Annotated in this window: 23 protein-coding genes and 2 pseudogenes; 10 read left to right on the forward strand and 15 right to left on the reverse strand. The window is 71.0% G+C overall.

The window, feature by feature from the left end:
* Positions 1-153 precede the first annotated feature (153 nt).
* From ACFPIJ_RS55885 to ACFPIJ_RS55930, 10 genes are all read right to left on the reverse strand, one after another.
* Positions 154-963, reverse strand: a complete 810-nt coding sequence (locus ACFPIJ_RS55885; protein ID WP_380127726.1) for a hypothetical protein — start codon at positions 961-963, stop codon at positions 154-156.
* Positions 964-1,046: 83 nt separating this feature from the next.
* Positions 1,047-1,397, reverse strand: coding sequence for a hypothetical protein (locus ACFPIJ_RS55890; protein ID WP_380127727.1), 351 nt, complete (start codon positions 1,395-1,397; stop codon positions 1,047-1,049).
* Between the two features lie 5 nt (positions 1,398-1,402).
* The gene (locus ACFPIJ_RS55895) at positions 1,403-2,734 is read right to left on the reverse strand and encodes a class I adenylate-forming enzyme family protein (RefSeq protein WP_380127728.1); all 1,332 of its coding nucleotides are present in this window, start codon (positions 2,732-2,734) and stop codon (positions 1,403-1,405) included.
* A gap of 5 nt (positions 2,735-2,739) precedes the next feature.
* The gene (locus tag ACFPIJ_RS55900) at positions 2,740-3,366 is read right to left on the reverse strand and encodes a helix-turn-helix domain-containing protein (RefSeq protein WP_380127729.1); all 627 of its coding nucleotides are present in this window, start codon (positions 3,364-3,366) and stop codon (positions 2,740-2,742) included.
* Between the two features lie 46 nt (positions 3,367-3,412).
* Positions 3,413-3,817 (reverse strand): hypothetical protein, encoded by a 405-nt coding sequence (locus ACFPIJ_RS55905; RefSeq protein WP_380127730.1) that lies wholly within the window; start codon positions 3,815-3,817, stop codon positions 3,413-3,415.
* A gap of 239 nt (positions 3,818-4,056) precedes the next feature.
* Positions 4,057-5,286, reverse strand: a complete 1,230-nt coding sequence (locus ACFPIJ_RS55910) for a pyridoxal-dependent decarboxylase (protein ID WP_380127731.1) — start codon at positions 5,284-5,286, stop codon at positions 4,057-4,059.
* On the reverse strand, positions 5,286-6,344 hold the full coding sequence (locus ACFPIJ_RS55915) for a hypothetical protein (protein ID WP_380127732.1): 1,059 nt from the start codon (positions 6,342-6,344) through the stop codon (positions 5,286-5,288). Before ACFPIJ_RS55915 ends, ACFPIJ_RS55910 begins: the two co-directional genes overlap by 1 nt.
* 262 nt (positions 6,345-6,606) lie before the next feature.
* On the reverse strand, positions 6,607-8,064 hold the full coding sequence (locus tag ACFPIJ_RS55920) for an APC family permease (protein WP_380127733.1): 1,458 nt from the start codon (positions 8,062-8,064) through the stop codon (positions 6,607-6,609).
* A gap of 424 nt (positions 8,065-8,488) precedes the next feature.
* Positions 8,489-9,922, reverse strand: coding sequence for a helix-turn-helix domain-containing protein (locus ACFPIJ_RS55925; protein WP_380127734.1), 1,434 nt, complete (start codon positions 9,920-9,922; stop codon positions 8,489-8,491).
* A 147-nt stretch (positions 9,923-10,069) separates the two neighbouring features.
* Positions 10,070-11,278, reverse strand: a complete 1,209-nt coding sequence (locus ACFPIJ_RS55930; RefSeq protein WP_380127735.1) for a helix-turn-helix domain-containing protein — start codon at positions 11,276-11,278, stop codon at positions 10,070-10,072.
* 73 nt (positions 11,279-11,351) lie between these two features.
* Between ACFPIJ_RS55930 and ACFPIJ_RS55935 the strand changes: the two genes are divergently transcribed.
* The 7 genes and pseudogenes from ACFPIJ_RS55935 (at position 11,352) to ACFPIJ_RS55965 (ending at position 19,946) form a co-directional block, all read left to right on the forward strand.
* Entirely contained in the window at positions 11,352-12,068 is a 717-nt protein-coding gene (locus tag ACFPIJ_RS55935; protein WP_380127736.1) for an HAD family hydrolase, read from the forward strand.
* A gap of 32 nt (positions 12,069-12,100) precedes the next feature.
* A pseudogene (locus ACFPIJ_RS55940) lies at positions 12,101-12,205 on the forward strand (HAD family phosphatase); the annotation flags it as partial.
* A gap of 312 nt (positions 12,206-12,517) precedes the next feature.
* Positions 12,518-12,691, forward strand: a complete 174-nt coding sequence (locus ACFPIJ_RS55945) for an FxLD family lanthipeptide (RefSeq protein ID WP_223099626.1) — start codon at positions 12,518-12,520, stop codon at positions 12,689-12,691.
* A 63-nt stretch (positions 12,692-12,754) separates the two neighbouring features.
* Positions 12,755-15,895 (forward strand): lantibiotic dehydratase, encoded by a 3,141-nt coding sequence (locus ACFPIJ_RS55950; RefSeq protein WP_380127737.1) that lies wholly within the window; start codon positions 12,755-12,757, stop codon positions 15,893-15,895.
* Positions 15,892-17,214 (forward strand): lanthionine synthetase C family protein, encoded by a 1,323-nt coding sequence (locus tag ACFPIJ_RS55955; RefSeq protein WP_380127738.1) that lies wholly within the window; start codon positions 15,892-15,894, stop codon positions 17,212-17,214. The genes ACFPIJ_RS55950 and ACFPIJ_RS55955 overlap by 4 nt, the downstream gene beginning before the upstream one ends.
* Before the next feature lie 64 nt (positions 17,215-17,278).
* Positions 17,279-19,447 (forward strand): methyltransferase, FxLD system, encoded by a 2,169-nt coding sequence (fxlM, locus tag ACFPIJ_RS55960; protein WP_380127739.1) that lies wholly within the window; start codon positions 17,279-17,281, stop codon positions 19,445-19,447.
* Positions 19,377-19,946: a transposase gene (locus tag ACFPIJ_RS55965; protein ID WP_380127740.1), complete on the forward strand. Its 570-nt coding sequence runs from the start codon at positions 19,377-19,379 to the stop codon at positions 19,944-19,946. Before fxlM ends, ACFPIJ_RS55965 begins: the two co-directional genes overlap by 71 nt.
* 262 nt (positions 19,947-20,208) lie before the next feature.
* On the opposite strand, the gene ACFPIJ_RS55970 is transcribed toward ACFPIJ_RS55965, so the two are convergent.
* On the reverse strand, positions 20,209-20,637 hold the full coding sequence (locus ACFPIJ_RS55970; RefSeq protein WP_380127741.1) for an NUDIX domain-containing protein: 429 nt from the start codon (positions 20,635-20,637) through the stop codon (positions 20,209-20,211).
* A gap of 108 nt (positions 20,638-20,745) precedes the next feature.
* Here ACFPIJ_RS55970 and ACFPIJ_RS55975 point away from each other — a divergent pair, with 108 nt between their 5' ends.
* Both ACFPIJ_RS55975 and ACFPIJ_RS55980 read left to right on the forward strand, forming a co-directional pair.
* On the forward strand, positions 20,746-21,204 hold the full coding sequence (locus ACFPIJ_RS55975; RefSeq protein WP_380127742.1) for a hypothetical protein: 459 nt from the start codon (positions 20,746-20,748) through the stop codon (positions 21,202-21,204).
* 33 nt (positions 21,205-21,237) lie between these two features.
* On the forward strand, positions 21,238-21,939 hold the full coding sequence (locus ACFPIJ_RS55980; RefSeq protein WP_380127743.1) for a DUF4241 domain-containing protein: 702 nt from the start codon (positions 21,238-21,240) through the stop codon (positions 21,937-21,939).
* Between the two features lie 435 nt (positions 21,940-22,374).
* Here ACFPIJ_RS55980 and ACFPIJ_RS55985 read toward each other — a convergent pair whose 3' ends face one another.
* Positions 22,375-22,914 carry a dynamin family protein gene (locus ACFPIJ_RS55985; RefSeq protein WP_380127744.1) on the reverse strand — a complete coding sequence of 180 codons (540 nt, stop codon included), beginning with the start codon at positions 22,912-22,914 and terminating at the stop codon, positions 22,375-22,377.
* 336 nt (positions 22,915-23,250) lie between these two features.
* Here ACFPIJ_RS55985 and ACFPIJ_RS55990 point away from each other — a divergent pair, with 336 nt between their 5' ends.
* Positions 23,251-24,024 (forward strand): hypothetical protein, encoded by a 774-nt coding sequence (locus ACFPIJ_RS55990; protein WP_380127745.1) that lies wholly within the window; start codon positions 23,251-23,253, stop codon positions 24,022-24,024.
* Between the two features lie 256 nt (positions 24,025-24,280).
* On the opposite strand, the pseudogene ACFPIJ_RS55995 reads toward ACFPIJ_RS55990, so the two are convergent.
* The 3 genes and pseudogenes from ACFPIJ_RS55995 to ACFPIJ_RS56005 all read right to left on the reverse strand — a co-directional run.
* A pseudogene (locus ACFPIJ_RS55995) lies at positions 24,281-24,445 on the reverse strand (IS6 family transposase); the annotation flags it as partial.
* A gap of 125 nt (positions 24,446-24,570) precedes the next feature.
* Positions 24,571-25,026, reverse strand: coding sequence for a hypothetical protein (locus ACFPIJ_RS56000; RefSeq protein ID WP_380127746.1), 456 nt, complete (start codon positions 25,024-25,026; stop codon positions 24,571-24,573).
* A 371-nt stretch (positions 25,027-25,397) separates the two neighbouring features.
* Positions 25,398-25,763: a hypothetical protein gene (locus tag ACFPIJ_RS56005; protein WP_380127747.1), complete on the reverse strand. Its 366-nt coding sequence runs from the start codon at positions 25,761-25,763 to the stop codon at positions 25,398-25,400.
* Positions 25,764-26,438: the final 675 nt, after the last annotated feature.

The raw sequence follows: 26,438 nt of genomic DNA on the forward strand, positions 1-26,438 counted from the left end.
TGGCGATCCGGCGTGCCCCACCGCGACCGATGGCGGGCCGTACGACATTGCGGGCGCGGGCTGGATCAGCAGCCGAACACCCGCGTGTCCGCCCAGGTTCCCGCCCATGTTGCTGCCTGGGTGCTTGGCTAGTGGGCACGGGCTGGCATCGGGTCACTGGGCGCCCCGATCATCGCCGGCAGCGGCTGTGGTGAGGGTGTGGTCGAGGCGGCGGGCGCAGACCGCCTGGTGCAGGATCTGGCTTGCGGCGAGCATGGCGAGGAACTCGCTGCGGGCGCCGCTCGCCGTGGCACTGCCGCCAGCGCTGGCGGCTTCGCCGAGATTCAAGTCGGCGGCGTCGATGACCTCGGCGGCGTCGTCGGTTCGGCCGCAGGCCAGTAGCATGCTCGCGACCTGGAACGTCAGCGGCTCCGACACCGGGTCGGTCGGGTCGTGGCGGGTGCTCCACTGCCGCCACGCGGCGGTGGCGCCGCGGATCGCTTCACCGCACCGGCCCGTGTCGTGCAGGTGCGCGGCGAGCGTGATCCGGGCTTCCGGGTGGGCGTCGACGTCACCACGGTCCAGATGCAGCTGGATCACGTCGCGCCGCAACGCGCGTGCCTTGCTGTGCTGGTTGCGGCTGGTCAGGACCAGCGCGAGGGTCTCGGTCGTCTCGATAGCGGTCGAATGGTCGATGCTGTGCAGGGTCCGGGCTGCCTGGTAGGCGTAGCGGGCCCACGCGACATCGTCCACAACCGGGCCGGACGCCCCGGAGGTTGCCACGGGTGCCGGGTCGGGTGCCGGGTCGACAGCGCGGGCGTACAGGAGGGTTGCTCTGATCAGCAGCGGATCGGGGCATACGGTGGCCGGGTCGACGCCGCTGAGCGGGCCGGCGAGCAGCGCGACGATGTAGGCGTCGTCGCCGTCGTGCTCGGGCAGGTCCTCGGCGATGCACGCCGCCGTCGCCCAGTCGATGGTGTCCACCGACGTCAGTGTCGGCGGACCGGCTACCGCAGGGTGGCCGGGCGGTGCGCCGCCCGCAGTGTCGCGGGTCGAACGTTGCTGCGTCATCGGTGACGGTCGCTTCCGGGAGGTGTGGTGGTTGGACGGTGACAGCGGCTGAGGTTGCTGAGGTGCCGCCAGACGCCGGTCGTGAGGTCGTGGAACGCTGGAACGGCGCACCGGCCGTCGCAGCCGCTGACGTCCAGCGGCAGCAGCGCAGCGGCGCCGGCAGGTGTGCCGGCAAGGGCGTGCAGCGCGCGGATGAAGGTGCCCTCGAACCCGGTGGCGTCGGGCGGCGGCGGCACGGCGGCGGCGTGGGACCGGTCGTCGGGTCCTTGCTGGTGGCGGCGTGCACGGTTCGGTCGGCCGTCGGCGTCGACGGGGACAGATGTCCGGGAGGCGCCGGGTCGGGTCATCGGCGTCATGGGGCACCGCTGCTGGTGATGGTGATGTGCTCGGCCGGGCATGGGGTGCCATGGGCGGTGCAGTGCTGGGCGAGGGCCGCCGTGGTCAGTGACGCGGTCGACGTGCAGGCTCGGATGTGGGCGCGGGGTTCACCGTCGGCGTCTGGTACGACGTGCACGGTGTGGGAGGCGACGCCGCGGTGCGCGTTGAGTGTCTGTTGCAGCGCGGCCACGCTGACCTTCGCCGTGTCCGCCGATCCGGCGCGGTAGTGCCGGGCCCGGTCCAGGCGGCGTAGCGTGAGCCGGCCGTTGCCGTCGATGGTGCCGATGTCGCCGCTGGTACGCCACTGCCCGGCCGGTGTGCACGGCTGATCGGCGCGGTGCGCGGTGGCGCCGCTGCTGCTGGACGCCTCGATCAGCCCAGCCACGCCAGGCGGCGTCGGTCGGCTGGCCGGGTCGACAGTCCGCAGCAGCACGCCGGGCAACGGGGTCAGCATGGCGGGGACCCGGCCGCCGGGGGTGCTGAGGGCGCCGTCATAGACCGGGGCGTGATACCAGGTGGAGACGGCTGCGCCGGTGTGCGCGGTGAGCGCGGCGAGGTAGCCGACGTTGATCGCTGGGACCGCCGCCGGCAGCACGATCCGGCGCACAGTGCCGGTGGCGACCTCCAGCCCGCCGGTCAGGTCGCCCTGCTGCTGGATCAGGGCCATCACCTGCCCGGCGGCGAGGATAGCCCAGTCGGCGCCGGTCCGTACGACGGTGTCCAGCCAGTCCTGCGGGCTGAACTCGGGCCGTAGCACGACCGTGCCGCCGAGCAGCAGCTGCCGCACCGCCGTGTCGAACACCGGCCCGGCGTACAGCGGCGCGCACAGCAGCGCGGTACCGCCGATGATGAGGCCGAGCGCGGCGGAGACCGGCGAACTCGTGGGTGGCAGCCCGCCGGCGACGGTAATCTGCCGGCCGCCGGGTTCGGTGTGCAGGTGCGCCCGCCACGGCTGGCACCAATGCCCGATCTCGTCGGTCTGCCGCAACAACGGTTCGAGCAGGGTCATGCGGGTGCCAGCTGGGACCGGCATCGGGATGCCGCCGGACAGCCACACCCCGAGGGCCGCGACGACCGTCGCCGCGCTCGGGTGGGCCGCGACCGGCACCACGAACCGGCCGCCGACCCGGTGCCCGGCCCTGGCTGCGTGCCCGGCCTGCCACAGCTCGGCATAGGTGATCGTGCGGTGCGCGTCGATGACCGCGGGCCGGTCGCCGTGGCCGACGGCGAGGTCACGCAGCCGGGTGAGGATGTCGGTGACGGTCGCCGAAGCGGTCGGCGCCACGAGCGCGGCGATGCTCATCATGCTCGTCACGATCGGTTCCCGGCACGGCTGGACGGCGGTGCGGCGTGCGCAGCAACAGCTGCCGATGCGGTGGACGAGTCCGGCGGGTGAACAGCTGGCCCGGCGGCGCGGCGACGGGCACCCCCGTGAGGGCGCATCGTCACGCCGGCCGAGGTGAGGTCGAGGTGGACGGTGCCGTAGCTGCAGCCGATCGCGGCAGCGACCTGACGGATCGACTGCAGGTCCTCGACGTAGCGGCGGATCATGTCGTCGCGGACGGCCGGTGCGCTCCACCGCCCTCTGCCCGGACTGTGCTGGTGCTGCTGCGACATTGGATCCCTCAGCGGACCATTCCGGCGGGCAACGGGCGGTAAGGCGTCGAGGGGCGAGCGTGGGATGGGTGCGGGGTGGGGTGGCCGCAGCCTCTGGGATGCGCAGGCCGTGGCCGCCCCGCGTGGATGGCGGCTGCCTTCGGCGGTGAAGGTCCACCGCCCCCCGTCCGATGGTCTGGGCTGCCGCTGCGGGCGTGCTCGAGCAGACCGCTTTGGCTCTGCTGCCGGCGCGCTCAGCCGTAGACCTACACGTGGCGCAGGAACGGGGGTTCCGCTGCCACGCTGCACGGCCTCGTTTGGGGCACCGCGTGCGGCGCTCATCCGCGCCTCGCCCGCACGAGCGACCGTGGCGGGCACTGCCCGGCGGTCATGACTTGGTCACCGCGGCGACCAGGTCAGCGCGCTGCGCTGCGGGCCGGTGCAATTGAAGCCGGAGGGTGAGGGCGACCGCAGCCGTGCCCTCAACGGTCGTTGCCGTCACCAGGCCCGGAAGCCCCAGCTTGACCAGCGAGGTCTGCAGGCCGACCGTATGCCGGTGAGCCCCGAGGGCGTAGCGGCGGAGGCTGTCGCGGTCGGTGAACGCGATCGGTGCCCCGCCGGATCCCGGTATCGGTCGGGTCGCGGCGGCGGCGAGCTGGTCGGCGACCGGGCCGAAGTGGGTGCTGTGCCGCCAGACGCGGCTGCGCCACGCGGCCAGGTACGCAGCGGGGTCACGGTCCGGGTCCGGGTGCCCGTCGCTGGTCAGCCGGACCGGGGCAAGCGCGGTCGCCAAGTCGACATCGTGCAGGACGAGCCGGCAATCGCGTCCGTGGCCAGAGCCCAAGGGCTGGCACATCCATCCGTTCCCGCGGTCCCGGACCAGGTTCTGGACAGGGCTCTGGACAGGGCTCTGGGCGGGGTCGACGTGGACGAGTTGCCCGGCTCGGAGGCTGTACAGCGTCGCGCCGACAGCAGCGGCGGGTGCACGGACGGCATCAACCTTGTCCAGAATCCGGGCAGGTGCGCGCAGGGTCAGCATGCGATCGCGTCCTCACGATGGTCGGCGTCAAGGGTTGGGGCAGACGAGGGCTGGTCAGGTGCGTGGTGGTCGGACTGGTGGCGACCGGTGGTGTTGCGGCGATCGGTCAGGTACTCACTGGCGAAGTGCTCGTAGACCTCGAGTCGTTTGCCGGGCATGCAGATGACATGCGTCCAGCCGTCGTCCGGCGGTGGCAGCGGCCAGCGCGCCCGCAGCTGCTCCGACGGCGCCGGCAGGACCACGGTGAACCCGAGCGGATGCCGCCAGGCAGGCACGTCCGCAGCCGTGAACAGCTCCACCAGCGCGGCCGCGTCACGCCGGCAGGCAGCGGCCCGTTCGCGCAGCCCGGTCATGCCGAAGCCGCGCAGGGCGGCGAGCATGAGCAGCGGGGTGTGTCCGGACCGTGACCCGGCGGGTGTCAGGTCCGGGGCGCCGGTGTAGGTGGGTGTCTCGTCCGCGGCCGGGCACCGGTCGGTGCGCAGCAGCACAGCGCCGCACGGCGTGGGGATGCCGAGGTATTTGTGGCCGGAGATGTTGCAGCTGTCGGCCAGGTCGAACCGTGGCCGGTCGGCTGGTTCCAGCATGGCGAGGGGGATGCCGGCCAGGGCCGCGTCGGCGTGCACCCACCGCCGGTCATCAGGGACGTCGGCGGCGTCGAGGGCGGCGTGGATGGCCGGGATGTTATCGACGGCCTCGACCATCGTGGTCCCAATAGTCGCCACCACCGCCACCGCCGCGCCGGCCGGGCGCTGCGCCACCAGTTCGGTGAGCGCGGCGACGTCCATCACCCCGTCCAGGCCCGCCGGAACCAGCTGCAGCCGCATGCACAGCTCATCGGCGACCTTCGCCACGCACATATGCGCCGCGGTCGAGGTGTAGACGACGACATGGCGGCGGAATCGGCGGCGGGCCTGCAGCAACGCGGCCCGGATCGCTGAGGTGCTGCCCGAGGTGACGAACCCGGTGACCAACTCCGGCGGACAGCCGAACAACGCCCCAAGCGCCCGGATGAGCTGCTGCTCCAGCGGTAACGAGTGCCCGGAGAACCCGGAGGTCGGTGCGAACGGGTGCCCGACGTTGTTCAAGGTGACGTCGAACAGGCGCTGCACCATCGAGACGTCGAAATCCACGGCGTTCGGGTAACCGATGTCGAACTCTGCCCCGGCCAGCCACCGCCGGTGGAGATCCCGGACGTCGGCGAGGGTCAAAGGTCCCGCAGTCATCAGCGCCACGCCGGCCACCCCCAGTAGATGGTCCGGGTCAGCTCGGCCAGGAAATGCCACACGTACGCGGTCGGGTCAGTCGGCCAGATGCTGTTCAGCGCAAGCTTGGACTCCCACGGCAGGAACGGTGGCCGGCCGTCTGGGTTGAGCGACGTGCTGGCCTGCCTGTCGATGCGGTGATACTCCTTGCCAGCGTGCCGCATGACCCTGATCCGGCCGCCGTCGGTGAGCTGGACCAGGACCTCGCTGGGGACGTCGTCGCCGGACATGATCCGGCCCCGCAGCCGCTTCCACGGACCGTAGACGCTGGTGTCCAACGTCGACAGCGCCACCCCGAGAAACTCCGGCTGTCGCCGCAGATCCTGCGGCGTCCATCCCTCATCGGCCTGGTTCGTCAACTGCGCCCGCACGTCGAACCTCGAGCCCTGCTGCCGCCAGCCGCGGTGCACAAGCATCGCCATCTCCTGCAGCACCGCTGCCGGGTCCGCGACCCGGTCGCTCAGATGCCACGTCCGGACGTCGGCGCGTAGCTCGAGCCGCAGCATGCCTTGGTATTCGAACGGCACGGCGAACAGCAGCACCACCAGCGTCGGGCTCACCGGCTTGTTGTGTCTCAGCTTCCACGCCGCCTCGGCATGGTTCGCGGTGATATCGGACAGGCGGCGGACCACCGCCCACCGCAGATCAGCCACCGCCGAACGCTCGTCGAAGTCGAGCTCCGCGTCCGGGCGGCGCGGCACCGTGTCGACCAGGTCCGGTGACGGAGGTCGCAGGTCGAACGGATGCCGCGGCCACGGCATCCCCACCAGCTGCGGCCCCGGCGGCCCTGGCGGCTCCTCCGCCTCCTGCACCGGCTCAGCCGACATCACCTGCCCGGACGCGGACTGGACGGGAGCGGTCGCTGCACCAGCTGAGGCGATCCCGCCAGGAACGGGTCCGGGGTACGCGGGCGGGGTCGCCGGGGCACCGTCGAAGTACGGCGGTCCCTCCCGGTGACCGGCCTGTGCGAGCCGCTGCCCGGTGCTGTCACGTTCGCCGCTATCGTCACCTCGGCCCATGACTGCGCCGTACTCGGTCCCGGCGTATTCAATCCCGGCGTATTCCGTCCCGGCGGGCTGCTGAGCTGGGCGCCCACCGTTGCGGGTTGCCGGGGCAAACCACGTGGTGTCGGCGCCAGTCGAGGCGGTGCCGCGGGCCACGCCAGACGTCGGCTGCTGATCGGTCGCGTCGGAATCGGCTGCGGGCCGGACCAGATACAGCGGACGCCGTGCCGGCTGCTGCGAGTAAGTCCCGTCATTGTCGGGATACGGTTGAGGTTGACTAGACACGGAAACCCACCTGCTGGTCTGGGACCATGACCTCGTCCGGGCGGCCCCTGCCGACTGCGGCGTACCGGTCCGGCCACAACCGCCGCACCCGACGCGCGTACCAGAACCCGGCCACGATCGTGACCAGCACCAGCACCGGGATCACCGCCTGCAACCCGACGCTGGTCACCCCGAGCAACGCCGCCTGGTTGACCACGATCACCGCCACCAGGGCGCTGCCGACGATCGCGCCCAGCACCGGACCAGCAGTCCGCACTATCAACGGATCGCGGCCAAGGCCGCCGCCCTTACGGAAATAGAACACGGTCGCGATCGATACACCGACCAGCGTCACCAGCACCCCGACCGCAGCACCGGACGACAACCAGATGAACATCCCGCCGATCGGATCGACCCGCAGCAGCGCACAGACCCCGATCACCGCCACCGCGATCCCGCTCTGCAACAGTGACGCCGGCGCCGTCGCCCCCGCCATCCGTCCCCCGATGCGACCGACGTCAGCCAGCCACGCCGGGATCACCCCCTCCCGGGCGATCGCGTGCACGTATCGGCCGATCACCTGATGAAACGAGAGTGCTGAGATGAAGAAGCTGGTCAGCATCAGCAGCTGCGCCAACGCCACCATCCCGCCGCCGTAACCCGCTGCGACGATCGTGAACGGGAACCCCGTGTGACCGGCGTTGCGGGCCTCCGCGACGATCTGGTCCGGGCCGGTCCACACCGGCAACGCCCACGCCATCGCGCAGTACAGCACCGGCAGCACCAGCAACGTCGCCACGGTCGCGTGGACCATCGTCTTGTCGGTCTTGCCCTCCTCCGCGTACGCCGCCCCGCTCTCCACCCCCACGAACGCAGCAACCGTCAGCGCGAACACACCACCGACCGTCGCCCGCTGATCCCACAACGCCCCGACCGTCATCGGCGCCGCACTGACCTGCCCGTCGTGCGGGTGGGTGAACGCGGCCAGGATCACCGCGCCGATCATCACCAGCTCGGCCACACCGACGACCGCGATGAACACCTTGCCGAGCGAGAAGTTCGCCAGCCCGAACACCGCCACCAAACCCCACGCGGCCAACGCCCAGCCCGTCCAATGCCCGACCCCGGTCAGCTCGGCCGTGGTCGCGCCGAACAGGCCGTACAACGAGATCTGAATCGCGTTCGTCGCCGCGAACATCAGCACCCCACCCGCAATCCCCCAGCTCGGGCCGAGACCCAACCCCAGGAACGCATACGCTGGCGCGGCATTGCCCTCCCTGTTCGTCATCGCCAGGTAGCCGACCATCAACAACGCCAGCGCCGCCCCGACGACCAAGAATGCGAGGGGCGTGCCGAGCACACCGGTCGTGGCGTACGTGTTGACGACACCACCGACCAGGACCGCCATCGGCGACGTCGCTCCGACCATGAACTGCAGGGCGTTGAAACTATTGATGTGTCTGCGGATCAAGCCTGCTGCCGGGCGCATACCCCATCACCCCCAGACATCCCGTACAGCGGAGCCGCCGTCGGGCAGCCCAGCGAGCTGCACCCCTGCCGATGCACGGCGAACACTGACCACGCCATCGGCGCCACCGTCACCGCAAGTGGCCGGACCGGACCCCGCCGCCAGAACCGACGCGTACGAGCGGCACGCCGCCACGCCCGCGACAGATCCGCCGTGAACTGCACGAAGTCGTGGCTGGTCGGGCCCGCGCCCACGGTGGGCCAGTCGATCCGCACCGCGTATCCCTCGCGATCAGGGTCCGGTTCGAACATCCGGCGCAGGAGGCCGACCCGTGAGTTCCTGAACAGCGGGTCCGTCGGTGACATCAGAAAACTCCCCATGACTACGTTCAAGACAGTCGACGACACGACCGACCAAATGCGTTTGTTCATCGGCCGTGCGCGGACAGATCAAGATCACTCCGACAACTAAGGTGAGATCCGCCGATCGCCGCCTCACCTGACAACGACGACCGGCGGAAGCCAAAGGAACTGGCAGGGCACGGCCGTGACCGGCACCGAACAACTGCCGCAGATTTGCAGCAGGGCGGACCTGCGAATAGTGCGACGGACGCGGCCGTACGCATCAGCACAACCTCTTCCGAATCGGTTTGAACCTTCGAAGGGGCGGTGGCGTGCCGGCCTGTCCGGCTGGCGACTGCCCCACCACTGTTGAGCGCGGGGTCATCGGCGGGCGCCCGCGCGAGCGCACAGGCGGCGACGCCGGCCTGGCGCTCGGACGCCGATCGATGCGTTCGGCCGCCACCCGGGCGCCGCCGAGGTGCGTTGCTCATGCTTGGCCGGCACGCAACGGCGGGACCGCACGTCCCACGCAGCACGGCAGGAGATCCCGGCCTGGACGGCCCGCACCGAGCGCAGGCGCAGACCGTGGACCGGCCAGTCCCGGCTGCCGTGATGGCGGGCCTGTCCACCGCATGCCTCCCGTGCTGTGTCTGCGGCGGCGTCCCGGGTGGGACGCCACAACGTGCTGGCGCGACCGCCTCGGGCCGCTTGCTGAACCGCTCGGCCCGTGGCCTGGCCCGCGACGACCGCGCACCGATGCCGAGACCGTCGATGTCGTGCTCGGGCAGCGCCTGTCGCTCGTCGGAGCGCCCGACGGGTTGGATCGGCACCCAACGAGCCCGGCTAACTTGGTCGCCACGCGACGCTCGCGGCGGCCAATCCATCCAGAAGTCAGACCCGAGACGGCCGCGGACCGAGATCGCCCGCTGACGCTCGCTGACATCTATTTGCTCGGCGTGGCAGGCGGGACGCCAGAGGTCAACGTGGTACAAGCAGCGGCGCGCGCGCTTGTACCACGGGTGCGTGCCGCATGCGCTGCGCCTTGACGGTGGCTGGAGCGTCGGCGTCATGGCTGTTCGCGAGGTCGGCGGCCGGCACACAAGCCCACGAGCATCGCGGCGATCAGCGGTCCGGTCGAGCCGGTTGGTGAGGCTCCAACTCGAGATTCGCCCGGCGCAGGTCCCGGCAACGATGCCGCCCAGCCCTCCATGACGTTTCGTCGGCGCTGTCAGGACGGTGCTGGCCGCCATATTCCGTACGGCATGCAGTTGCCCGCCCGCGCCGAGCGCCGTGTCGGCGGCACGCGCAAACGCTTCGGTGGCCCGCCGATATCCGTTCTCGACCAGATTGACCAGCGACCGGGAGTACATGATCTGCTTCGCCAGCGCCGCTTGTGACAGCCCGCGGGTCAACCGCCACGTTCGCAGCGCCGCAGCGAACGTGGCCGCCCGCGGCTCGGGCGTCGTCGTAGACGGCGCACCGTGCGTGCTGACGCATCCCGTCGTGCTCACCGCATCCACTCCTCACGGCCATGAACCGCGGCCCGACCCACCGGCGGTCGGCCGAGCGTCGCGCGGAACATGGACGACCGTATGTACGGCGGTGGATGGGTGCAGGCACGGTGAGGGAGGGACACTGTCAGTGCCCCTCTGCCGCCTACGGGCTGGTTACGGTGTCAGACCGGCTGCTTCGAGCAAGGGGTCGAGGTCGGCGCGGATTGATGGCGTGCCATGTGCGCCGAGCTGCCGCAGTGTCTCGCGGGCGATCGGGTTGTAGCGCAGTTCGGCCCGCGAATCGTGCAGGACGCGGCCCATCATGTGCACGGCAGCGACGGGGTTGTCGCGGCGGGCGTAGCAGCGGGCGGCGTCGATGTGGAAGGTGAGACGGCGTTCAACCGACGCGGCGTTACGGGCGTCGGTGCGTTCGATGAGGTCGAGGGCTTCGCGGGTGCGGCCCAATTCGATCGCGGTGGAGATGCGATGCAGGGCCACGTTCGTCGGCCCGAACACCATCCGGTGATGGTTCGTCTCACCGGTGCGGGCGGCGATCGTTGCTGCGGTGTCGAGCAGGTTCCAGGCGTCACGGGCGTCGTCCTCGCGGGCGGCCTCAGTGGCCCCGAGCAGGTGCAGGCCACCGAAGACAGCGAGCCGCGCCGGGGTGGGAGTATCGCCGAGCTGGGCGTCGAGGTGGGTGATCGCGGTGCGGACGACGCTGCGCGCCTGCTCGGTCTTGCCCTGCGCGGAAAGGATCATGGCGAGGTTCCACGCCGCCGCGCCGGCGAGGTCGGGATCGTCCGCGTCGAGCGCGCAGGTGACGGCCCGGTCAGCGACGACCCAGGACAGGTCGTACTCGCCGACCCGCTTGGTCCAGGTCCTCGCGAGTTGGTACGCGGTGCTGGCCATCGCCAGCGCGTCCCGGCGCTGCTCGCCAGCGGACGTGTTGACCTGCGCCTGGGCGAGGCGGATGACTTCGGTGAGGTACTGCCCGACCGCGTCGTAGCGGAAGCTCGACGGTTCCTGCCAGGTGCCCCAGGCCCGGCCGACGAGGCGTCGCAGTCGCTCCAAGCCCACCGGTTCGGTGCCGTGGCCGCGTTCGAGGACGGCGGTGCGGACCGCATCGGCCGCCGGATGGCCGCGCCGGCCGTCCGGCAGCATCGACATCGGCACCCCGGTCAGGTCCCGCAGGTCGGCGACGCGCAGGACCTGCGCGAACAGCACCAGCTGCGCGAAGCGGGTCACGGTCCGGGCTCCGGACTCGATCTTCTTCATCATCGACAGCGAGATGCCGGCCAGTCCGGCGAGTTCCTCCTGGGTGAGGCCACGGCGCATGCGGTGTTGGGCAATGCGCTGGCCGATCGCCCACTCGTCGATCTCCATACCGTCACCCCATCGCACACGTCCGGCCCGGCTGTACCCCTATAAGGTCGGCGCGGCCTGGCAGACTCAAAGGATGATCGCTTCTCGGTCCGACCGTCGGCTGATCCTCTGGGATATCGACCATACGCTCATCGAGACCCGTGGAGTGGGCGGCGAACTATATGCGAACGCTTTTGAGACCGCTACCGGCACTCCGATGGTGCGCAAGGCCGACGTCACTGGGCAGACGGAGCTGTCGATCCTCACCGCGACCCTGCGCCTACACGGCATCGCCGAGGACGAACCCCACCTCGCCCGGTACACGGCGGTGCTGCCGGCCGAATACCACCGGCACCGGGCCGAGCTGGCCCGGCGCGGCCGAGTCCTGCCCGGCGCCCAGCAAATCCTCGCCGCGCTCGCCCGCCGGCCGGAACTGGTGCAGTCGGTGCTGACCGGCAACCTCCGCGAGGTCGCCCGGATCAAGCTCGAGGTGTTCGACCTCGACCGCTACGTCGACCTCGACGCCGGCGCCTACGGCGACGACGACACCGACCGGCCCAAGCTTGTCGCCATCGCCCAGCGCCGTGCGTCGGCGAAGTACAGCACGGCCTTCGACGGAGACAACACCGTCGTGATCGGCGACAGCAGCCACGACATCAACACCGGCCTGCACGGTGGCGCCCACGCCGTCGGCGTCGCCTCAGGCGGCGAGTCCGTCGAGCAGCTGCTCGCCGCTGGTGCCGTCGCCGCGTGGCCGGACCTCACCGACACCGCCGCAATCGACGCATTCCTGCTGTCCTCACCGGTATGACGCAGCCGCGCCACTCGACGAACGTCAGCCACATGCCAGGCCCGGCCGACGTACCCGACGGCACCGGCTTCGAGGCACTGATCTTCGACTGGGACGGAACCCTCGTGGACTCCCGCGAGGTCTGCTACCTCGGGCTGTTCTGACCTCCGCGTAAAAGACACCAGGCCGTTGAACGTCGATGCGAGGCGCTGCGGGCCGGTGTACGGATGTGCCACGACGGACCACAGACGCAGGGTGGACCTGATCGCCAGGACGCATCGGACCTACCGTCCACTGAGTCGGCAGCGGCGGTCCCCCCTCCTCCATCGGGGGTTGGTACAAAAGCCGGTCAGCAGCGATGTACCCAACGTGAATGGGTCAGCGGTTCACGGACGCGAATATGTTGCGGGGACGACTGAGGCGGGTGCGCTCCGGCATTAACGGTCGCATCCTGGCGAGAGGAGTCCGAGATGCAGGGCAATCGGCCGGGCCTGTCCCTGACCGGCGGGCTGGCGCAGCAGCCGGTGGAGGGTGCGGGCCGGTTCGAGCTCGACGTGCGCATCGTCGAGTCCGGTGAGCTGGATCGGGTGCTGCTGGCCAGCACCGACGACGGTTGCGACACCCAGAAGCAAGGCGACTGCTGAGACCGGGGCTCGCCCGGACCGGGCCCACCGGGCCCGGCGAGCCCCGTGGCATCGCGGTGGTAGGTGTCCATCATCGAGTTCGGGGAGTCGGGTATGCGCCGGCTGTGGTATCAGCCCCGCGATACTGCGCTTCTGCGGGCCAGCACGCATCTGCCGGATGCCGGTGGTGGCGAGTGGTGGCCTGCTGCGGGGGACGAGGATCGGCTCGAGGTATGGGTCGGCTGGCTGGGCAAGGTCTGGCAGGACCGTCGGATCGTGGAGTCGGTCGCCGTGTCGAGTCCAGTGCTCGCCGAGCAGATCACGGCGGCGATTGACGGCGGCGGAAAGGGCGACGTGGCGCGGGTGCGGCGGCTCGCGGTGTCGCTGGGCCGGTACCTGGCACGTATGCGCGGGCGGGCGACGCCGTTCGGGTTGTTCGCCGGTGTCACCCCGCTCGGCTTCGCCGCCACGGGGTCGCTCGTGGGGTCCGAGGCGCACCGGACATGGGTGCGGGCCGACGCCGCTTGGCTAGCCGAGGTGGTGTCCCGGCTGGAGGCGTGCCCGCAGCTGCTGGCGCGGCTGAGGGTGGTGGGCAATGATCTGGCGGAGATCCGCGGCGGTCGCGTGACCATCCCGGGGACGCGGGCGGTCCAGGCACGGGCTGGTGCGGGCCGCCATGAGGTGTCGGTGGCGTACAGCGCGGCGGTCCGGGACGTGCTGGGGGCCGCGACCGCTCCGGTTGTCGTCGCCGACCTGGTCAGCGCCCTGTTTCCGGACGATGCCGCGGCAGCCTCGGCGATGCTGCAGCAGTTGGTGGCGCACGGCGTGCTGATCACCAACCTCCGCCCGCCGTCGACGACCGTTGACGGCCTGACCCATGTCCTCGACCAGCTCGCCACCGTGGACGCCGATGGTGTCGACGAGGTTGCGGCCTTGATGTCGGCGCTGCGCGAGGCCCGCGCCGCCGTCCGGACACTGCAGCAGACGCATTGGCTCGACGGTGCCGGCCGGCATGCGGTTGCTGCGCGGCTGCGGCGGATCGCCGAGGTGCCGCAGCCGCTGATGACGGACGTGCGGCTGGACTGCACGGCGACGCTGCCGCATCGGGTGGCGACCGAAGCGGCAGCTGCTGCCAGCATACTGGTGCGGCTGGCGCCGCACCCCGACGGCGACCCTGCGTGGCGCGCGTACCGGCAGCGGTTTCTGGACCGCTATGGGCTCGGTGCGGTGGTGCCGCTGCTCGACATGGTCGACCCGGTCCGCGGCATCGGGCTCCCTGACCACTTCGCCCAGCCCGCACACTCGGCTCCGACGGTTCGGTCGGGGCGGCTCGCCGGGCTGGCGGGGCTGACGGTGCGGAATGAGCGTCTGCTGGTGCTGGCTCAGCAGGCCGCCCTCGACGGTGCTGGCGAGCTGGTGCTCGACGAGACGGCGATCGACGCGGTCACCGGAGACGGACCGGCGCCTCGGCCGGTGCCGCATCTTGATCTGTGCTTCGACCTGCGGGCGGCGTCGCTGCCGGATGTTGTGGCGGGCCGGTTCGCGCTCGGGGTCACCGGGATCGGCCGGACCGCCCTGGCCACCGGCGGCCGGTTCCTCGACATCGTCCACGAGGCCCCCGTCGCCGTGGGGTTGCCTGCTGCCGTCTGGGGCGCCGAACCGGTGCAGCTGTCGTTTCCTGCGCTGGACGCGCGCGGCGGCAACGTGCTGCGGGCGCCACAACTGCTGCCGCGGGTGCTGCCGGTCGGTGAACACCGCGAACGTGACACCGATATAGACCTGCGTGACGTTGCGGTCACCGGCGATCCGGACCGGTTGTGCCTGCTGTCGCTGTCCCGCCGGCGGGTGATCGAGCCAGTGATGGCCAACGCCGCCGCCCGACACGCCATGGCGCCGCTGGTGCGGCTGCTGGCCGAACTGCCCACGGCATGGTGCACGCCGATGTCGCTGCTGGACTGGGGCGCTGCCGACGTGCTGCCGTTCCGGCCGCGGCTGCGCTACGGCCGGAGCATCCTCTCCCCGGCCCGGTGGCGGATCAGCCCGGCCGATCTGCCCGGCCCGGCCGCCCCCGGACCGGTCTGGGAGAAGGCGCTCGAGCGGCTGCGCGAGCGGCTGCGGCTGCCGGCCTGGGTGTACGTGGGGACGGGAGACCAGCGGCTGCGGCTGCACCTGGACGAGCCGATGGACCGGGCGCTGCTGCGCGGCCACCTCCACCGCACCTCCGACCAGCCCGTGCTCGCGGAGGCACCCACTCCCAGCGATCACCGCTGGTTCGGCGGCCGGGCCCACGAGATCCTCCTGCCCCTGGCCACGACGCTGCCACCGGCGCCACCACCAGTCGTGCTCCGCGGGCGTGCTGACCTGTATCCGATCCGTCCGGTGCAGGACGTCCTCCCGGGCGGCCCGATCTTGTCCGCGAAGCTCTACGGCCCCGTGGAGCTGGCCGGCACGATCCTCACCGAGCACCTGCCGCGGCTGCTCGCCGCCTGGCCGGCCCCACCCCCGTGGTGGTTCATCCAGTACGAGGACCCGGCACCGCATCTGCGGCTACGGCTGCACGACGTCGAGTACGGGCTGGCCGCCGAGCGGGTCGGTGCGTGGGCGGCCGACCTGCGCCGGCTGGGTCTTGTCGCCGATCTGGCGCTGGTCACCTACCGCCCGGAGACCGGCCGGTTCGGCACCGACGAAGCGATGGCCGCCGCCGAAGCGTTCTTCGCCGCCGACTCCGCCGCTGCCGTCGCCGAACTGGCCGCGGGCCGTCGGCTCGACGACTCGTACCGGCATGCGCTGACCGCCGCCAGCCTCGTCGACCTCGCCGCCGCAGTCACCGGGGACCATGCTGCCGGATTGCGGTGGCTGCTGGATCATCCACACCTCGCCGCAGCGCGGGACCGCACCGACCGTACCGCCCTTGCGCACACCTTGACCCTCACCGATCCGGACACCGGCCCGACAGCGCTTGCCACGCTCGCCGGCGGCGCCGACATCTTCGAGACGTGGCAGGCTCGGCGGGACGCCGCCGCGGCCTACGCCGCACACCTGGACCGCCCCGCCACACACGTGACCTCCGCGACGGTCTTGACGGCGCTCCTGCACCTGCACCATGTCCGCGTCCACGGCATCACCCCGGCACTGGAGGCCCGGACCCACCGCCTGGCCCGCGCCGCGGCACTCGCCCGCACCGCCCGAACCGGCGACGCCAGCCGCAGCAGGACGGCGTCATGACCGCACCGACGGTCGACACGGGCGCGCGCGACCGCGCAGCGGCGGCGTGCGAGCGCCTCAGCGTCGCACTGGCCGCACCGGCCAGACCGGTCACCGACGACGATGCGCAGGGCCGGCGGTGGCACGGCCAGTCACTGTACCGGGGTGCAGCGGGCACCGCCGTCCTGCACGGCGTCCGCGCGCAGACCGGCGACGGTCCCCCATCACGGGTTCGCACCTGGCTGACGGAGGCGACCCGTGAGGACGTCAGCGCCGCATCCACCGCCGGGCTGTGGTTCGGCGCACCCGCAGTCGGGTTCGCGATTGCCACCGCCGTGCCGGGGCTGTGCCCGGCGACCCTGCAGCAGCTCGACACCGCCGTCGCGCGTCTCGTCGGCGCCCGGCTGGACGCCGCCGAGGCCCGCATCGCGGCTGGTCGACGCCCGGCTCTCGCCGAGTTCGACCTCGTCCGCGGACTGACCGGTCTCGGCGCCTATCTCCTGCATCGCACCCAACCCGACGACCAGGCCGACCGACAACTCGGCAGCCCGGACCCTGGTGCGGACGGTGAACTCACTCGGCGGGTCATCGCCTACCTGGTCCGGCTCACCGAACCGCTGCCGCGAGCCGTCGACGAGTTCGGGGCAGACGTGCCGGGCTGGTGGAGCGGCGCGGTCCCGTCCGGAGAGACAGCGCACCGCTATCCGGGCGGCCACATCGATCTCGGCATCGCCCACGGCATCAGCGGACCGCTCGCCTTCCTCGCGCTGGCGCTGCGTCGCGGGCTCACGGTCCCAGGCCAGGCCAAGGCGATCGACCGGATCTGCCGCTTCCTGGACCGCTGGCGCCAGAACGGCCCAGCCGGGGCGTGGTGGCCCGAACGCATCGGCCGCAACGAACTGCGCCACGGCCGCCCCCGGCAGACAGGGCCGGCGCGACCGTCCTGGTGCTACGGCACCCCAGGCATCGCGCGCGCCTGCCAGCTCGCCGCGATCGCCCTCGGCGATACCGCCCGCCAGCACGCGGCCGAACGCGCTCTCGCCGACTGCCTCAACGACCCCGGACAGCTTCGCCAGATCCTCGATCCGCGGCTGTGCCACGGCTGGGCTGGCCTCGCTGCCACCGCCTGGTACGCCACGCACGACGCCGCCACCGACCGCATCGCCGCCCACCTCCCACGCCTGCTCGAACAGCTCACCGCGCTCGCCGAGCAGCTCACCGCCCGGGACCGGCCCGGCCAGGACGGGCTGATCGACGGCGACGCAGGCATCGCCCTCACCTTGCACATCATGACCAACACGGCGCCGGCTAGCTGGCCGGCGTGCCTGCTGCTGACCTGACCACTACCGCCCGAGTTGACCACCCGCGTCCAGTGCCCGAATCCACCGACCCGACCACCGACCGATGGGACACCGCATCGTGACAGGACACACCAACGCCAACGGCTGGCGGCAGCTCAACCTCACCTTCGGCACCTGGCAAACCGCCGAACGCGACGCCGCCGACCAGCTCGGACCGCTGCTGCGCGGCGGCGAGCACGACGGCGTGCTGGACCGGTGGTGGTTCGTCCGGAAGGGCCCGGCGTGGCGGCTGCGGCTGCAGCCGGCACCGAGCGCCGACACCGGCCGTGTCGCGGAGCTCATCCGGCACCTCACCGACGTCGCCGCCGTCACCGGCCTGCGCGACTGGGCCGAGGTCGTCTACGAACCGGAGGTTCACCGCTTCGGTGGCGCCGCCGCGATGGACCTGGCCCACACCCTGTTCCACGCCGACAGCCGGCACCTGCTCGGGTACCTCGCGGGTGCCGACCGCGACCACCGCGTCGATCACCGCCGCGAACTCGGTCTGGTGCTGGCCACCCGGCTCATGCGCGCTGCCGGGCAGGACTGGTACGAGCAGGGCGATATCTGGGTCGCCGTCGCCGACCACCGCGCCGCCGCATCCGGCGACCACGCCGACGAACCGGTCCCGGCCCAGCTCGCCGCGGTGCGGCAGCTCATCCTGGCCACCGTCGACACCGACACCAGCCCGCTGTGTGCCGCGCCTGGCTGGCCGGCCGCGTTCGAGCAGGCAGGCGCCGCGCTGGCCGACCTCGCCCAGCGTGGCGGGCTCACCCGCGGCATCCGCGCGATCCTCACCGACCACGTGCTGTTTCTGTTCAACCGGCACGGTGTCGCCGCAGCTGACCAGCACACCCTCGCCGCCGCCGCCCGCCACGTCGTCTTTCAGCGTGAACCGGCCGTTGACCGGCCCGCCACGGCCGCCGGCGCCGCTACAGTCGCCCCGGTGACCACCGACGCCACCGCCGCCGCTGCAGGTGCAGGTGCAATCGAACCCGCCGAGCCCGCCGACGCCGCGGCGAGCGGTGGAGGGGTCGACGACGCTGGGCTGCGGGCGGCGCTCGCCGATGACATCCGCGGCCGCGGCACGTTCCGCACCCCGGCGGTCGAGGCAGCGTTCCGGACGGTCCGGCGGCATCTGTTCCTGCCCGACGTCCCGCTCGAGGTCGCCTACGGCACCAATCCGATCGTCACGAAACGCGACACCGACGGCGCGTCGCTGTCCTCGGCGTCCAAGCCGAACCTCGTCGCCGCGATGCTCGAACAGCTCCAGGCCCAGCCCGAACAGCGGGTGCTGGAGATCGGCGCCGCGACGGGCATCAACGCCGCACTGCTCGCCGAACTCGTCGGACCGACCGGCACCGTTGTCACGATCGAACTCGACGAGGACCTCGCCGCCGGAGCCCGCGCCGCGCTCGACCGCGCCGGCTACCCCCACGTCACCGTCATCTGCGGCGACGGCACCCTCGGCCACCCACCCGCGGCCCCTTACCAGCGGATCATCGTCACCGCCGAAGCGTCCGACATCACCGCCGCCTGGTGGGACCAGCTCGCACCCGACGGACGCATCGTCGCCCCGGTCCGCCTGCACGGCAGCGGCCTCACCCGCTCCCTCGGATTCGCCCTCGACGACCACGGCGTCCTGACCAGCACCCACGCCGAAGTCTGCGGGTTCGTCCCCATGCGCGGCACGATCACCACCGCCAACAGCCACGTCCCGCTCGCCGACGGCGTCGCCCTGCGCACCGACCCCGACGACCAGCCCGACCACCCGTCCCTCAGCTACGCCCTCAACCATCCCGCGCACGCCCACCGCACCGGCATCCAGGTCCACGACGACCAACCCACCCAGCATCTCGACCTGTGGCTGCTCACCCACGCCACCCATCCGTTCGCGCGGCTGTCGGTCACCGCCACCGCCCGCACCCTCGGCCTCGCCGACCCCGCCCGCCGCTGGGCCGGCGCCGGCATCTACCGCGGCGGCACCATCGCCTACATCACCGCCCACCCCGTCACCGACACCCTCGACGAACTCGGCGTCACCGCCCACGGCCCCGACGCCGAAAAGCTCGCCGCCGACCTCACCGACCTGCTGCACCAATGGGACCAGCACCGGCCCGCCCAGCCGACCGTCACCGCCCACCGGCGCACCAACACCGACCATGCATCCGTGCCAGCGCCAGGCGTGGGCGAGATCGTCCGACCGGACACCCGGTTCAGCGTCCGCTGGTAACCCCGTCCAACCGCATCGCCGGGCCGCCAGCCCAACACACCGGCGGCGGCCCGACGAACTGCGACTGATCGAGCTGGCTACCTCGATCCCTGGTCTGTCCGCGGTCGGCGCCGCGGCGATCCTCGCCGAGACCGGCGACCCGAACCGGTTCGCCAGTGCCCGGGCGTTGGTCAAGCACGCCGGCCTGGCCCCGCGGGAGAAGCTGTCCGGCACGTTCAAAGGCCGCACCAAACTGACCGGGCAGGGACGCCCCGGGCTCCGGCTGGCCGCGTGGCGAGCCGTGTGGGGCGCGCAACGCGCCAACCCGGTCTACGCCGCCCGGTTCACCCACCTGACCACCCGGGAGCAGAACAAGCTCACCGTCACCCAAGCCCAGGCCGTGATCGCCGCAGCGATCCTGCGCCAGCTGCACGCCGTCATCACCACCGGCCGAGCCTGGGACCCGGTCATCGCCACCCACGGCGCCGAGCCCCGCACGGTGATGCCCGCCGCTGCCTGACCTCTGCAGACAGCCCGTCACGCTGGGTCGGGGCGAGCCCCACGCGGCATTGAGGAACCACGGTTACCTCGACGCTCATCATGGGCAGCCCCGCCCGTCGTCTCACCAACCCGATTACACGCTGCCGGGACCAACCCCATTACCGCTATGCCGGGACAGACGACGGACGAGGCACCGACCAAAGGCTTGACGCAGAACGTCTTACGCTGATGAGCGGATACGTGATCAGGGGAAACCTGTCTGCGCTTCGGTCAGTGTCCTCTCATAGAGTCGCGGTGTGGATCAGACGGATTTCGACGTGCGTCCGTACTTCACGCGGGCGGCTGACGGCCCGCTTCGCGTCGATTCCTCGTCCTGGTCCCTGGCTTGCCACGCGTACGGCGCGGCGGATGACATGCTGGATCTCCCGCCGCGCGGTCAGCGCGGGGTCCTCGTCGACCTCGACGTGACCACCCGGCGGGAGCCACAGCCCGGCGTTGACGTGGTCGACGAGCAGGATCCGTCCGTCGGCGGCGACCGGCACCACGTAGGACACCAGGTGCTGCGACGGGGACGCTGGTTTGACCCGGCGGAACACATTGTCCGTGCTCGCCAGCCAGGCCAGCGCTGACGCGCGATGCTCGGCGCCGAGCTCGTCGAGCGGTGAGAACCGGGACACCAGGTCATGGACCACCGCTACAGACTCACGCATCCGGAAATGTTGCCACGAGCGCCGCGGCGTTGTAGAACCGGCGCGCGTTGATTGCGGCATGAGCGCGCACTTGATCTGGTGTTCGGTGGGGGTCGGTAGGGTCACGGCGTGGTGACGAGGCTTGAGGCTGTGTACTGCGACGGGTGGGATGCCGGGGTGGTGAACCCGTTGCCGGTAACCGTTGCGCGTGAACGTGACGCGGCGGGTGAGCCGTATACCGTCGTGCTGTTGTTGCAGGGTCGGTTGCATGCGGTGATGGATCTGTCCTGGAGCGATGAATACTGCCGGGTTTCGCGGTTCGACGCCGCCCAGCGGCCACTGTCTCGGCACGTGTTTCGCGGCACTGGGGTAGGTGACCTGTTCCTGCGGGAGATCCGGACATGGGACGGTCCGCCCGATGTCGGCCGCTATGAGTACCTGCACGTTGCCGCCAGGACGTTGACGACCTTCGATGTGACTGGGCGGCGGACAGACGTCATCGAACCACGCGGCGATTTGGGCGCCAGGCAGGAGTCGACGTCAGCGCAGGCACCGCCTCGGCTGCCTGTAGCCGAGTTCGGGCGCTGACACCGGCTGCTCAGCCTCGCTGGAGACGCGCCCGTGGAGTTCGTCGACGTCGTCCGGCACCAGCTTGCGGTGTCTAGGGGTGGCCGCCCGCCGTGGCGGCCACCTCGTCCATTCGCACCCCACGGCATCGGAGAGCTGTTCAGACCTGACGCCGTCGTCGAAGTCGAGGACCGGCGATTGGGGTTGTCGGTCCACACAGCCGGGCCGCTGCACCTGACCTCGGGTCGGTTGGTCGCTGCGGATCCGTCGTCACTGGACTTCGATGCCGTGCCGTTCACCGTGCTCGTGCCGCCGGGGTCGTACCCAGTCTCGGTCAGCCTCGCCACCTTCGTCGACGACCCGCGCCACAGCCGGGTCTGTGCGGTACGTCTCGACGTCACGCACCAGCCCGTCATACGGTGGGAAATGGCCCTACGCGACGGCCAAGAACCGCTCGAACTCGGCTATGGTGAGTTCTTCGGCTTCGGAGTCGACGCCGGCATGGCCTGCTTCGTTGATGCGGACGCTGCCGGTCGGATGCAAGACGTTTGGCGCACGCTCGCCGGCCTGGTCGAACCGCGATACCGCACAATCGATTCCGGAGCGATGGTCGCGTGGTCCAGCGGTTGGGGTGATGGCGCCTACCCAACCTGGATCGGCTACGACGCCACCGGTAGCGTGGCCTGCTTCGTCGCCGACATGCTGCTGTTCCCGACCGGCGATGACGCGCAAGACGACGAGGAAGACGAGGACTGAGGCGAGTCCGTCGAGACGATCGGTCGGCGCGGACAGCGTTGCACCCAGTGCGGTCCAGCCCGCCATCCACCAGTCCACGGCGGGTGTGTCAACGGCACAGTTGGGGTGCGCGCTCATCGGCAGATGTGCGTGAGTCGTGTCCATCGTGAGCCTGCTGGCCAACATCGTGCTGTTCCGAGACGGCGACCTGCCCAGCCGCACCGTCAACGGTGACGCCGCAGCGTTCGACCGCGAGCTGGTCCGAGCCGAGCACCAAGACCTCGGCATGAACGGCCGACTCCTGGCCAGAGCCCTGTTCCAGATCAACGAGCGGTTCGGGATCCCCTCCCAAGCGGACCTGACCGCGTTCCTCGCCGACATCGGCGCGGACCCGTCGCTGGCGAACGCCCTTGCCACCGCGCTGCAGTTGTACTGGATCGGCGAGTACGACGCCTCCTACCACCTCGTCGTGCCCAAGGTGGAGGCCGCCGCGCGAGCGCTGCTGCTGGAGCTGAACGAACCGGTGTATCGCACCGCGATCGGCGATGCCTCCGGACACTTCCCGGGGCTTGGCACCCTCCTGCCGTACCTGCTCGCCAACGACTTCGACCCCGACTGGGAGCGTTTCCTGCGCACGTTCCTGCTCAACGACGGCGTCAACATCCGCAACCTCATCGCCCAGCCTGACCTCCCGGCTGCCGAGCTGCTCCCGTTCACCGGCCGACTGGCGGCCAGGAAGCGGACACCGTCCTCCAGCGCCGCGAACGGCTCCACGCGCCCGTCGGCGGTGACCCGCTCGGGCTCGCCGGGCTTCGTGGCCTGCAGGACGGACACGACACCGTCGGTCGGGTCCTGCGAACTCGGCGACAACCGGCGGCCGAGCAGCGAGTTGACGAACGTCGACTTGCCGGATGACACCTGACCGATCACGGTGACCGTGACCGGCGCGGCGGCCCGTGCCCTGAGCCGGCTGGGCCAGGCCGGGTCCTTGAGCACTGGGCGCCTGTCCGGGTCGGGCCGGCGTCGAGCGCGAGCTACCGCACGTCCTGGCTCAGCGTCTCCGGCCTGACGAGCGACGGGTCGTCGCGCAGCCAGGCCCCCATCGAGGCGAGACCGGAAGGATCGGATGCCGGCATGGCTGCCACCTCTTCAGGACGGGCGGTTTCGGTTGGTGATTCCACGCGGCACGGGGCGGGAAACCTTCCGCACCGCCATGCCACGCGACGGTGCGGCCCGGCGTGGTGCTGGCCACGACGCCCCGGAGCCGAGATCGACTGTCGGGAATCGGCCGGACGGCGGCACGCACCGGCGGGCATTCGTACCCTGCCGGGCATGAAGAAGATCTTGGCGGTCGAGCATCTGCGCAACCTGGTCATGATGGTCTTCGGCGTGTTCCCGCTCGCCGGCATCGTGTGCTGGCTCATGCTGATCGGCACGGACGGCGAAACCGACACGTCGTTCCGGATCGAGATCGGCGTCATCGTCGCGGCCGGGATCTTGATCGCGGGGGGCGCCGCGCTCGTCCTGATGGCGGTCATGTACCAGCCGCGGCGGTACCTCGACGACATGGCTAGGCTGACCCGTGGCGAATGCTGGGCCCACTGGACCTACGACGAGCAACAGTGGCGTACCGCCGACACGATCGAGGCCGCGCGGCGGCGACGCGGGAACCTCAGCGCCCACCTCATGATCGGCCTCGGCGCCGTGATCGCCGTCATCGGCCTGGTGTGGGACGACCCGGCCGCGGCCACGTTCGGCTGGATCGGCGGGTTCTGCGTCGTGGTCGGCCTGGCCGTCGTCGCGGCCGCGCCGCTGGGCGGGTCGGGGCTGCCGGCCCGCCGCGAGCGCACCGGCGAGCTGCGGATCAGCGCGATCGGCGTGCTGCGCCGACCGGGCCGCTACGCGGCCTTCGCCCCGACCGGCCCGTTGACCGCGGTCACGCTGGTGGCGGGCCCGCCGATGCGGGTGGTGTTCACGACGACGACCAGCGGCAGCGACGGCGCCACGCAGCAGCACCAGCTGGCCGACCTCCTGGTGCCGGTCGGGCGGGAGGAGGAGGCCAGGGCACTTGTGCAGCGCTTCAACGCCGAGGTCGTCGCACGCTGAGGCTCCGGGGAGGACCGGGCGGACCGGACACGCGACGAGACCGTTCCGGCCGTCACGGGCCCACGCTGACCACCGTCACCTTGCCAGGCCCGTCACGTCCGATACATCTTCCGCCCACTGCCGAGGAAACCGGCGGGAGAGCGGGCCTGACACTCATTCGGCGGCCGTTGATCCCGGCAAGCCGCCGCACTCAGCCGCTCCCGGCAATCGGGGTGATCGCGCGGGTACGCCCGGTAGCTCACCCCACGAACGGCGGCGGGGTGAAGCGTTGCACCCACCGGAAGACGGTGACGTGGTCGACCTCGACACCACGCTCGAGCAACAGCTCGTCGACATCGCGATAGGACAGGTTGTACCGCAGGTAGAGCCGGACGGCGACCACGATGACGTCGGGCGGGAACCGGCGAACGCCGACCGTGATGCCAGGACCGGACGCCGACGGTTCGAGGCTTCACCGTCCAAGCCCGCCCGAACGGCGTACGCAGCGTGACGGCAACCGATCGAGTGCAGCGCTCGATCGGCGGCATGACAGCGCGGTGCCGTCCGCTACGCCGACGGTGGCGTACGGGCCGCTAACGCGCGGTTCAGTCCTCGGCGCATTCGCCTGGATGCACCGGCGAGTCGGCCGAGCGGGCGGATCTCGTCCGATCGCAGCTCGGGTCGCTCGGCGAGGGTCAGGGCTGCGGCATATGGCCGGGCGCCGGCACGTAACAGTTCCGTCACCCGGTCGAGCACCGCAGGCAGCACCGGACGGTCGGCGCCGGCGTGACGGGCGACGAGCAGGAGTACCGCGTTGGAGTCCCAGTCGGTGTACTCGCCCTCGAGCAGACGCCGTAGATGTGGCGCCGCCGCCCGCTGATGCCGGGCAACGGCAAGCCGAACGAAGGAGTACGGGCTGCCCGCCAGCACGGCCAGCCCGCTGTCGTCCAACCGCAGATCATCAAGGACCCGCAAGTAGTCTGCCGGTGATCGGGCGGCAGGCAGCAGGTCGTCAAGGTCCACCCTTGTATCCTGCCGAACTGCCGACACGTCCCGACCGGACGCGCCCAAGGTGGGAAGCACGCTCCTCGGCACGGCCGCACGCCGGCGTCCAGCGCTTCACCACCTTGGTTGGCGAGCGGATCGCGGCATGTCCGGATACGTGATCAAGCATCGCGGTTCACAACGCATGATCGTTGCGACGACCGCGAGTACGACGACCCACGTGCCGGCACGGCCTCGCGCGGCCGGATCGTGCGGTTGTTCTCGGCAAGTGCCCGGGCCTCGATGGTCTGCGCCCGCCTGCTAGATGTCGCCCTGGCGGCCCTCACCACCGCCGCGAGCAGCACACGGGGACTTCGTCGCGACGTGGCTGACTGGCGCCAGGACGATCCTTACGTCTTGGCGCGGCGCTCGAATCCCAGGCCGGTGCGGTAGAAATGGTCGGGCAGCCGGTCGGCGATCCACACCCCGACCGCTGCCACCCCGACGCCGATCAGCAGCTTCCATGATCCCCAGCCGGCAAGGACGAGGATGCCGCCCATCAGGATGGAGAAGAGCCTCACCGCGGTGACCTGATGGGCCCGCAACTTGACGTCTTCTTCCAGATCGCGGAGGCTTGCCGAACTCCGGAGGATCCGTCGCCGGAGTTGCCAGTAGGCCGGCGATCCGGGGTGCAGCGACGCCAGTCGCGCCCGGTCCTGCTCGATGTGCTGCCGCAGCTCAAGGATCGCTCGGCTGTCTGACCCGGGGTCGGGCACGCCGTCCTACCTCCACGAATGTCGCCCTGCATGCAGCTTCATTTTCGCACGGCAATGCGCTCACCGCCCACCACGACGATCGAATCCACGGCGGTCTACACGACGGTGACGCGGTCGCGGACCGATGACGATCTTCAACTCGCCGACGTCCGGCGTAACCGAGCCTGGCCAGCCCGACCGAAGTGAGGTACACCACCCGCTCGCACGCATGCTCATCCCACTCGCTCATCGGCAGATGAGTGCACCGGCTCCGCCGCAGAACCGGGCGGCGTAGCCGGCGAGGCGGCGCCACCGCCGGGCAACACCGGGCGGGGCACCCGGCCCCCAACCTGACGCAGGCCCGGCCACCGAGATCGAACCGCGTCTGCCGCCCCACCCAGATGGGTCTTCAACAGCCCCGAAATCCACAACCGGTCAGATGCCACCCACCGGCCGTCACCCGCCGGATCCCTTTTCGGAAACGGTGGACCAAGCGGCACAGACCCGCGCCGACCAGCACGGACCGGCCTGGACCCTTCCGAAACAGCCGATCACTTCCGGAACACTTCAGGTCCACAGTGGACAAACGAAGAGAGGCGGTTGATCTACGTTTCCGCAGGTCAACCGCCTCTTTATCTTGCGCGCCCGAAGGGACTCGAACCCCTAACCTTCTGATCCGGTGCGCCGTGAGGCGCT

This window comes from Dactylosporangium cerinum, from assembly GCF_042653625.1.
GTDB lineage: Bacteria > Actinomycetota > Actinomycetes > Mycobacteriales > Micromonosporaceae > Dactylosporangium > Dactylosporangium cerinum.

Excerpts from the sequence above, each read along its gene's own strand:
- ACFPIJ_RS55890 (WP_380127727.1), bottom strand. The coding sequence starts at position 1,397 with ATGACCCGACCCGGCGCCTCCCGGACATCTGTCCCCGTCGACGCCGAC.
- ACFPIJ_RS55895 (WP_380127728.1), bottom strand. The coding sequence starts at position 2,734 with ATGATGAGCATCGCCGCGCTCGTGGCGCCGACCGCTTCGGCGACCGTC.
- ACFPIJ_RS55900 (WP_380127729.1), bottom strand. The coding sequence starts at position 3,366 with ATGAGCGCCGCACGCGGTGCCCCAAACGAGGCCGTGCAGCGTGGCAGC.
- ACFPIJ_RS55910 (WP_380127731.1), bottom strand. The coding sequence starts at position 5,286 with ATGACTGCGGGACCTTTGACCCTCGCCGACGTCCGGGATCTCCACCGG.
- ACFPIJ_RS55915 (WP_380127732.1), bottom strand. The coding sequence starts at position 6,344 with ATGGGCCGAGGTGACGATAGCGGCGAACGTGACAGCACCGGGCAGCGG.
- ACFPIJ_RS55930 (WP_380127735.1), bottom strand. The coding sequence starts at position 11,278 with ATGGAGATCGACGAGTGGGCGATCGGCCAGCGCATTGCCCAACACCGC.
- ACFPIJ_RS55935 (WP_380127736.1), top strand. The coding sequence starts at position 11,352 with ATGATCGCTTCTCGGTCCGACCGTCGGCTGATCCTCTGGGATATCGAC.
- ACFPIJ_RS55945 (WP_223099626.1), top strand. The coding sequence starts at position 12,518 with ATGCAGGGCAATCGGCCGGGCCTGTCCCTGACCGGCGGGCTGGCGCAG.
- ACFPIJ_RS55955 (WP_380127738.1), top strand. The coding sequence starts at position 15,892 with ATGACCGCACCGACGGTCGACACGGGCGCGCGCGACCGCGCAGCGGCG.
- fxlM (WP_380127739.1), top strand. The coding sequence starts at position 17,279 with ATGGGACACCGCATCGTGACAGGACACACCAACGCCAACGGCTGGCGG.
- ACFPIJ_RS55965 (WP_380127740.1), top strand. The coding sequence starts at position 19,377 with ATGCATCCGTGCCAGCGCCAGGCGTGGGCGAGATCGTCCGACCGGACA.
- ACFPIJ_RS55970 (WP_380127741.1), bottom strand. The coding sequence starts at position 20,637 with ATGCGTGAGTCTGTAGCGGTGGTCCATGACCTGGTGTCCCGGTTCTCA.
- ACFPIJ_RS55990 (WP_380127745.1), top strand. The coding sequence starts at position 23,251 with ATGAAGAAGATCTTGGCGGTCGAGCATCTGCGCAACCTGGTCATGATG.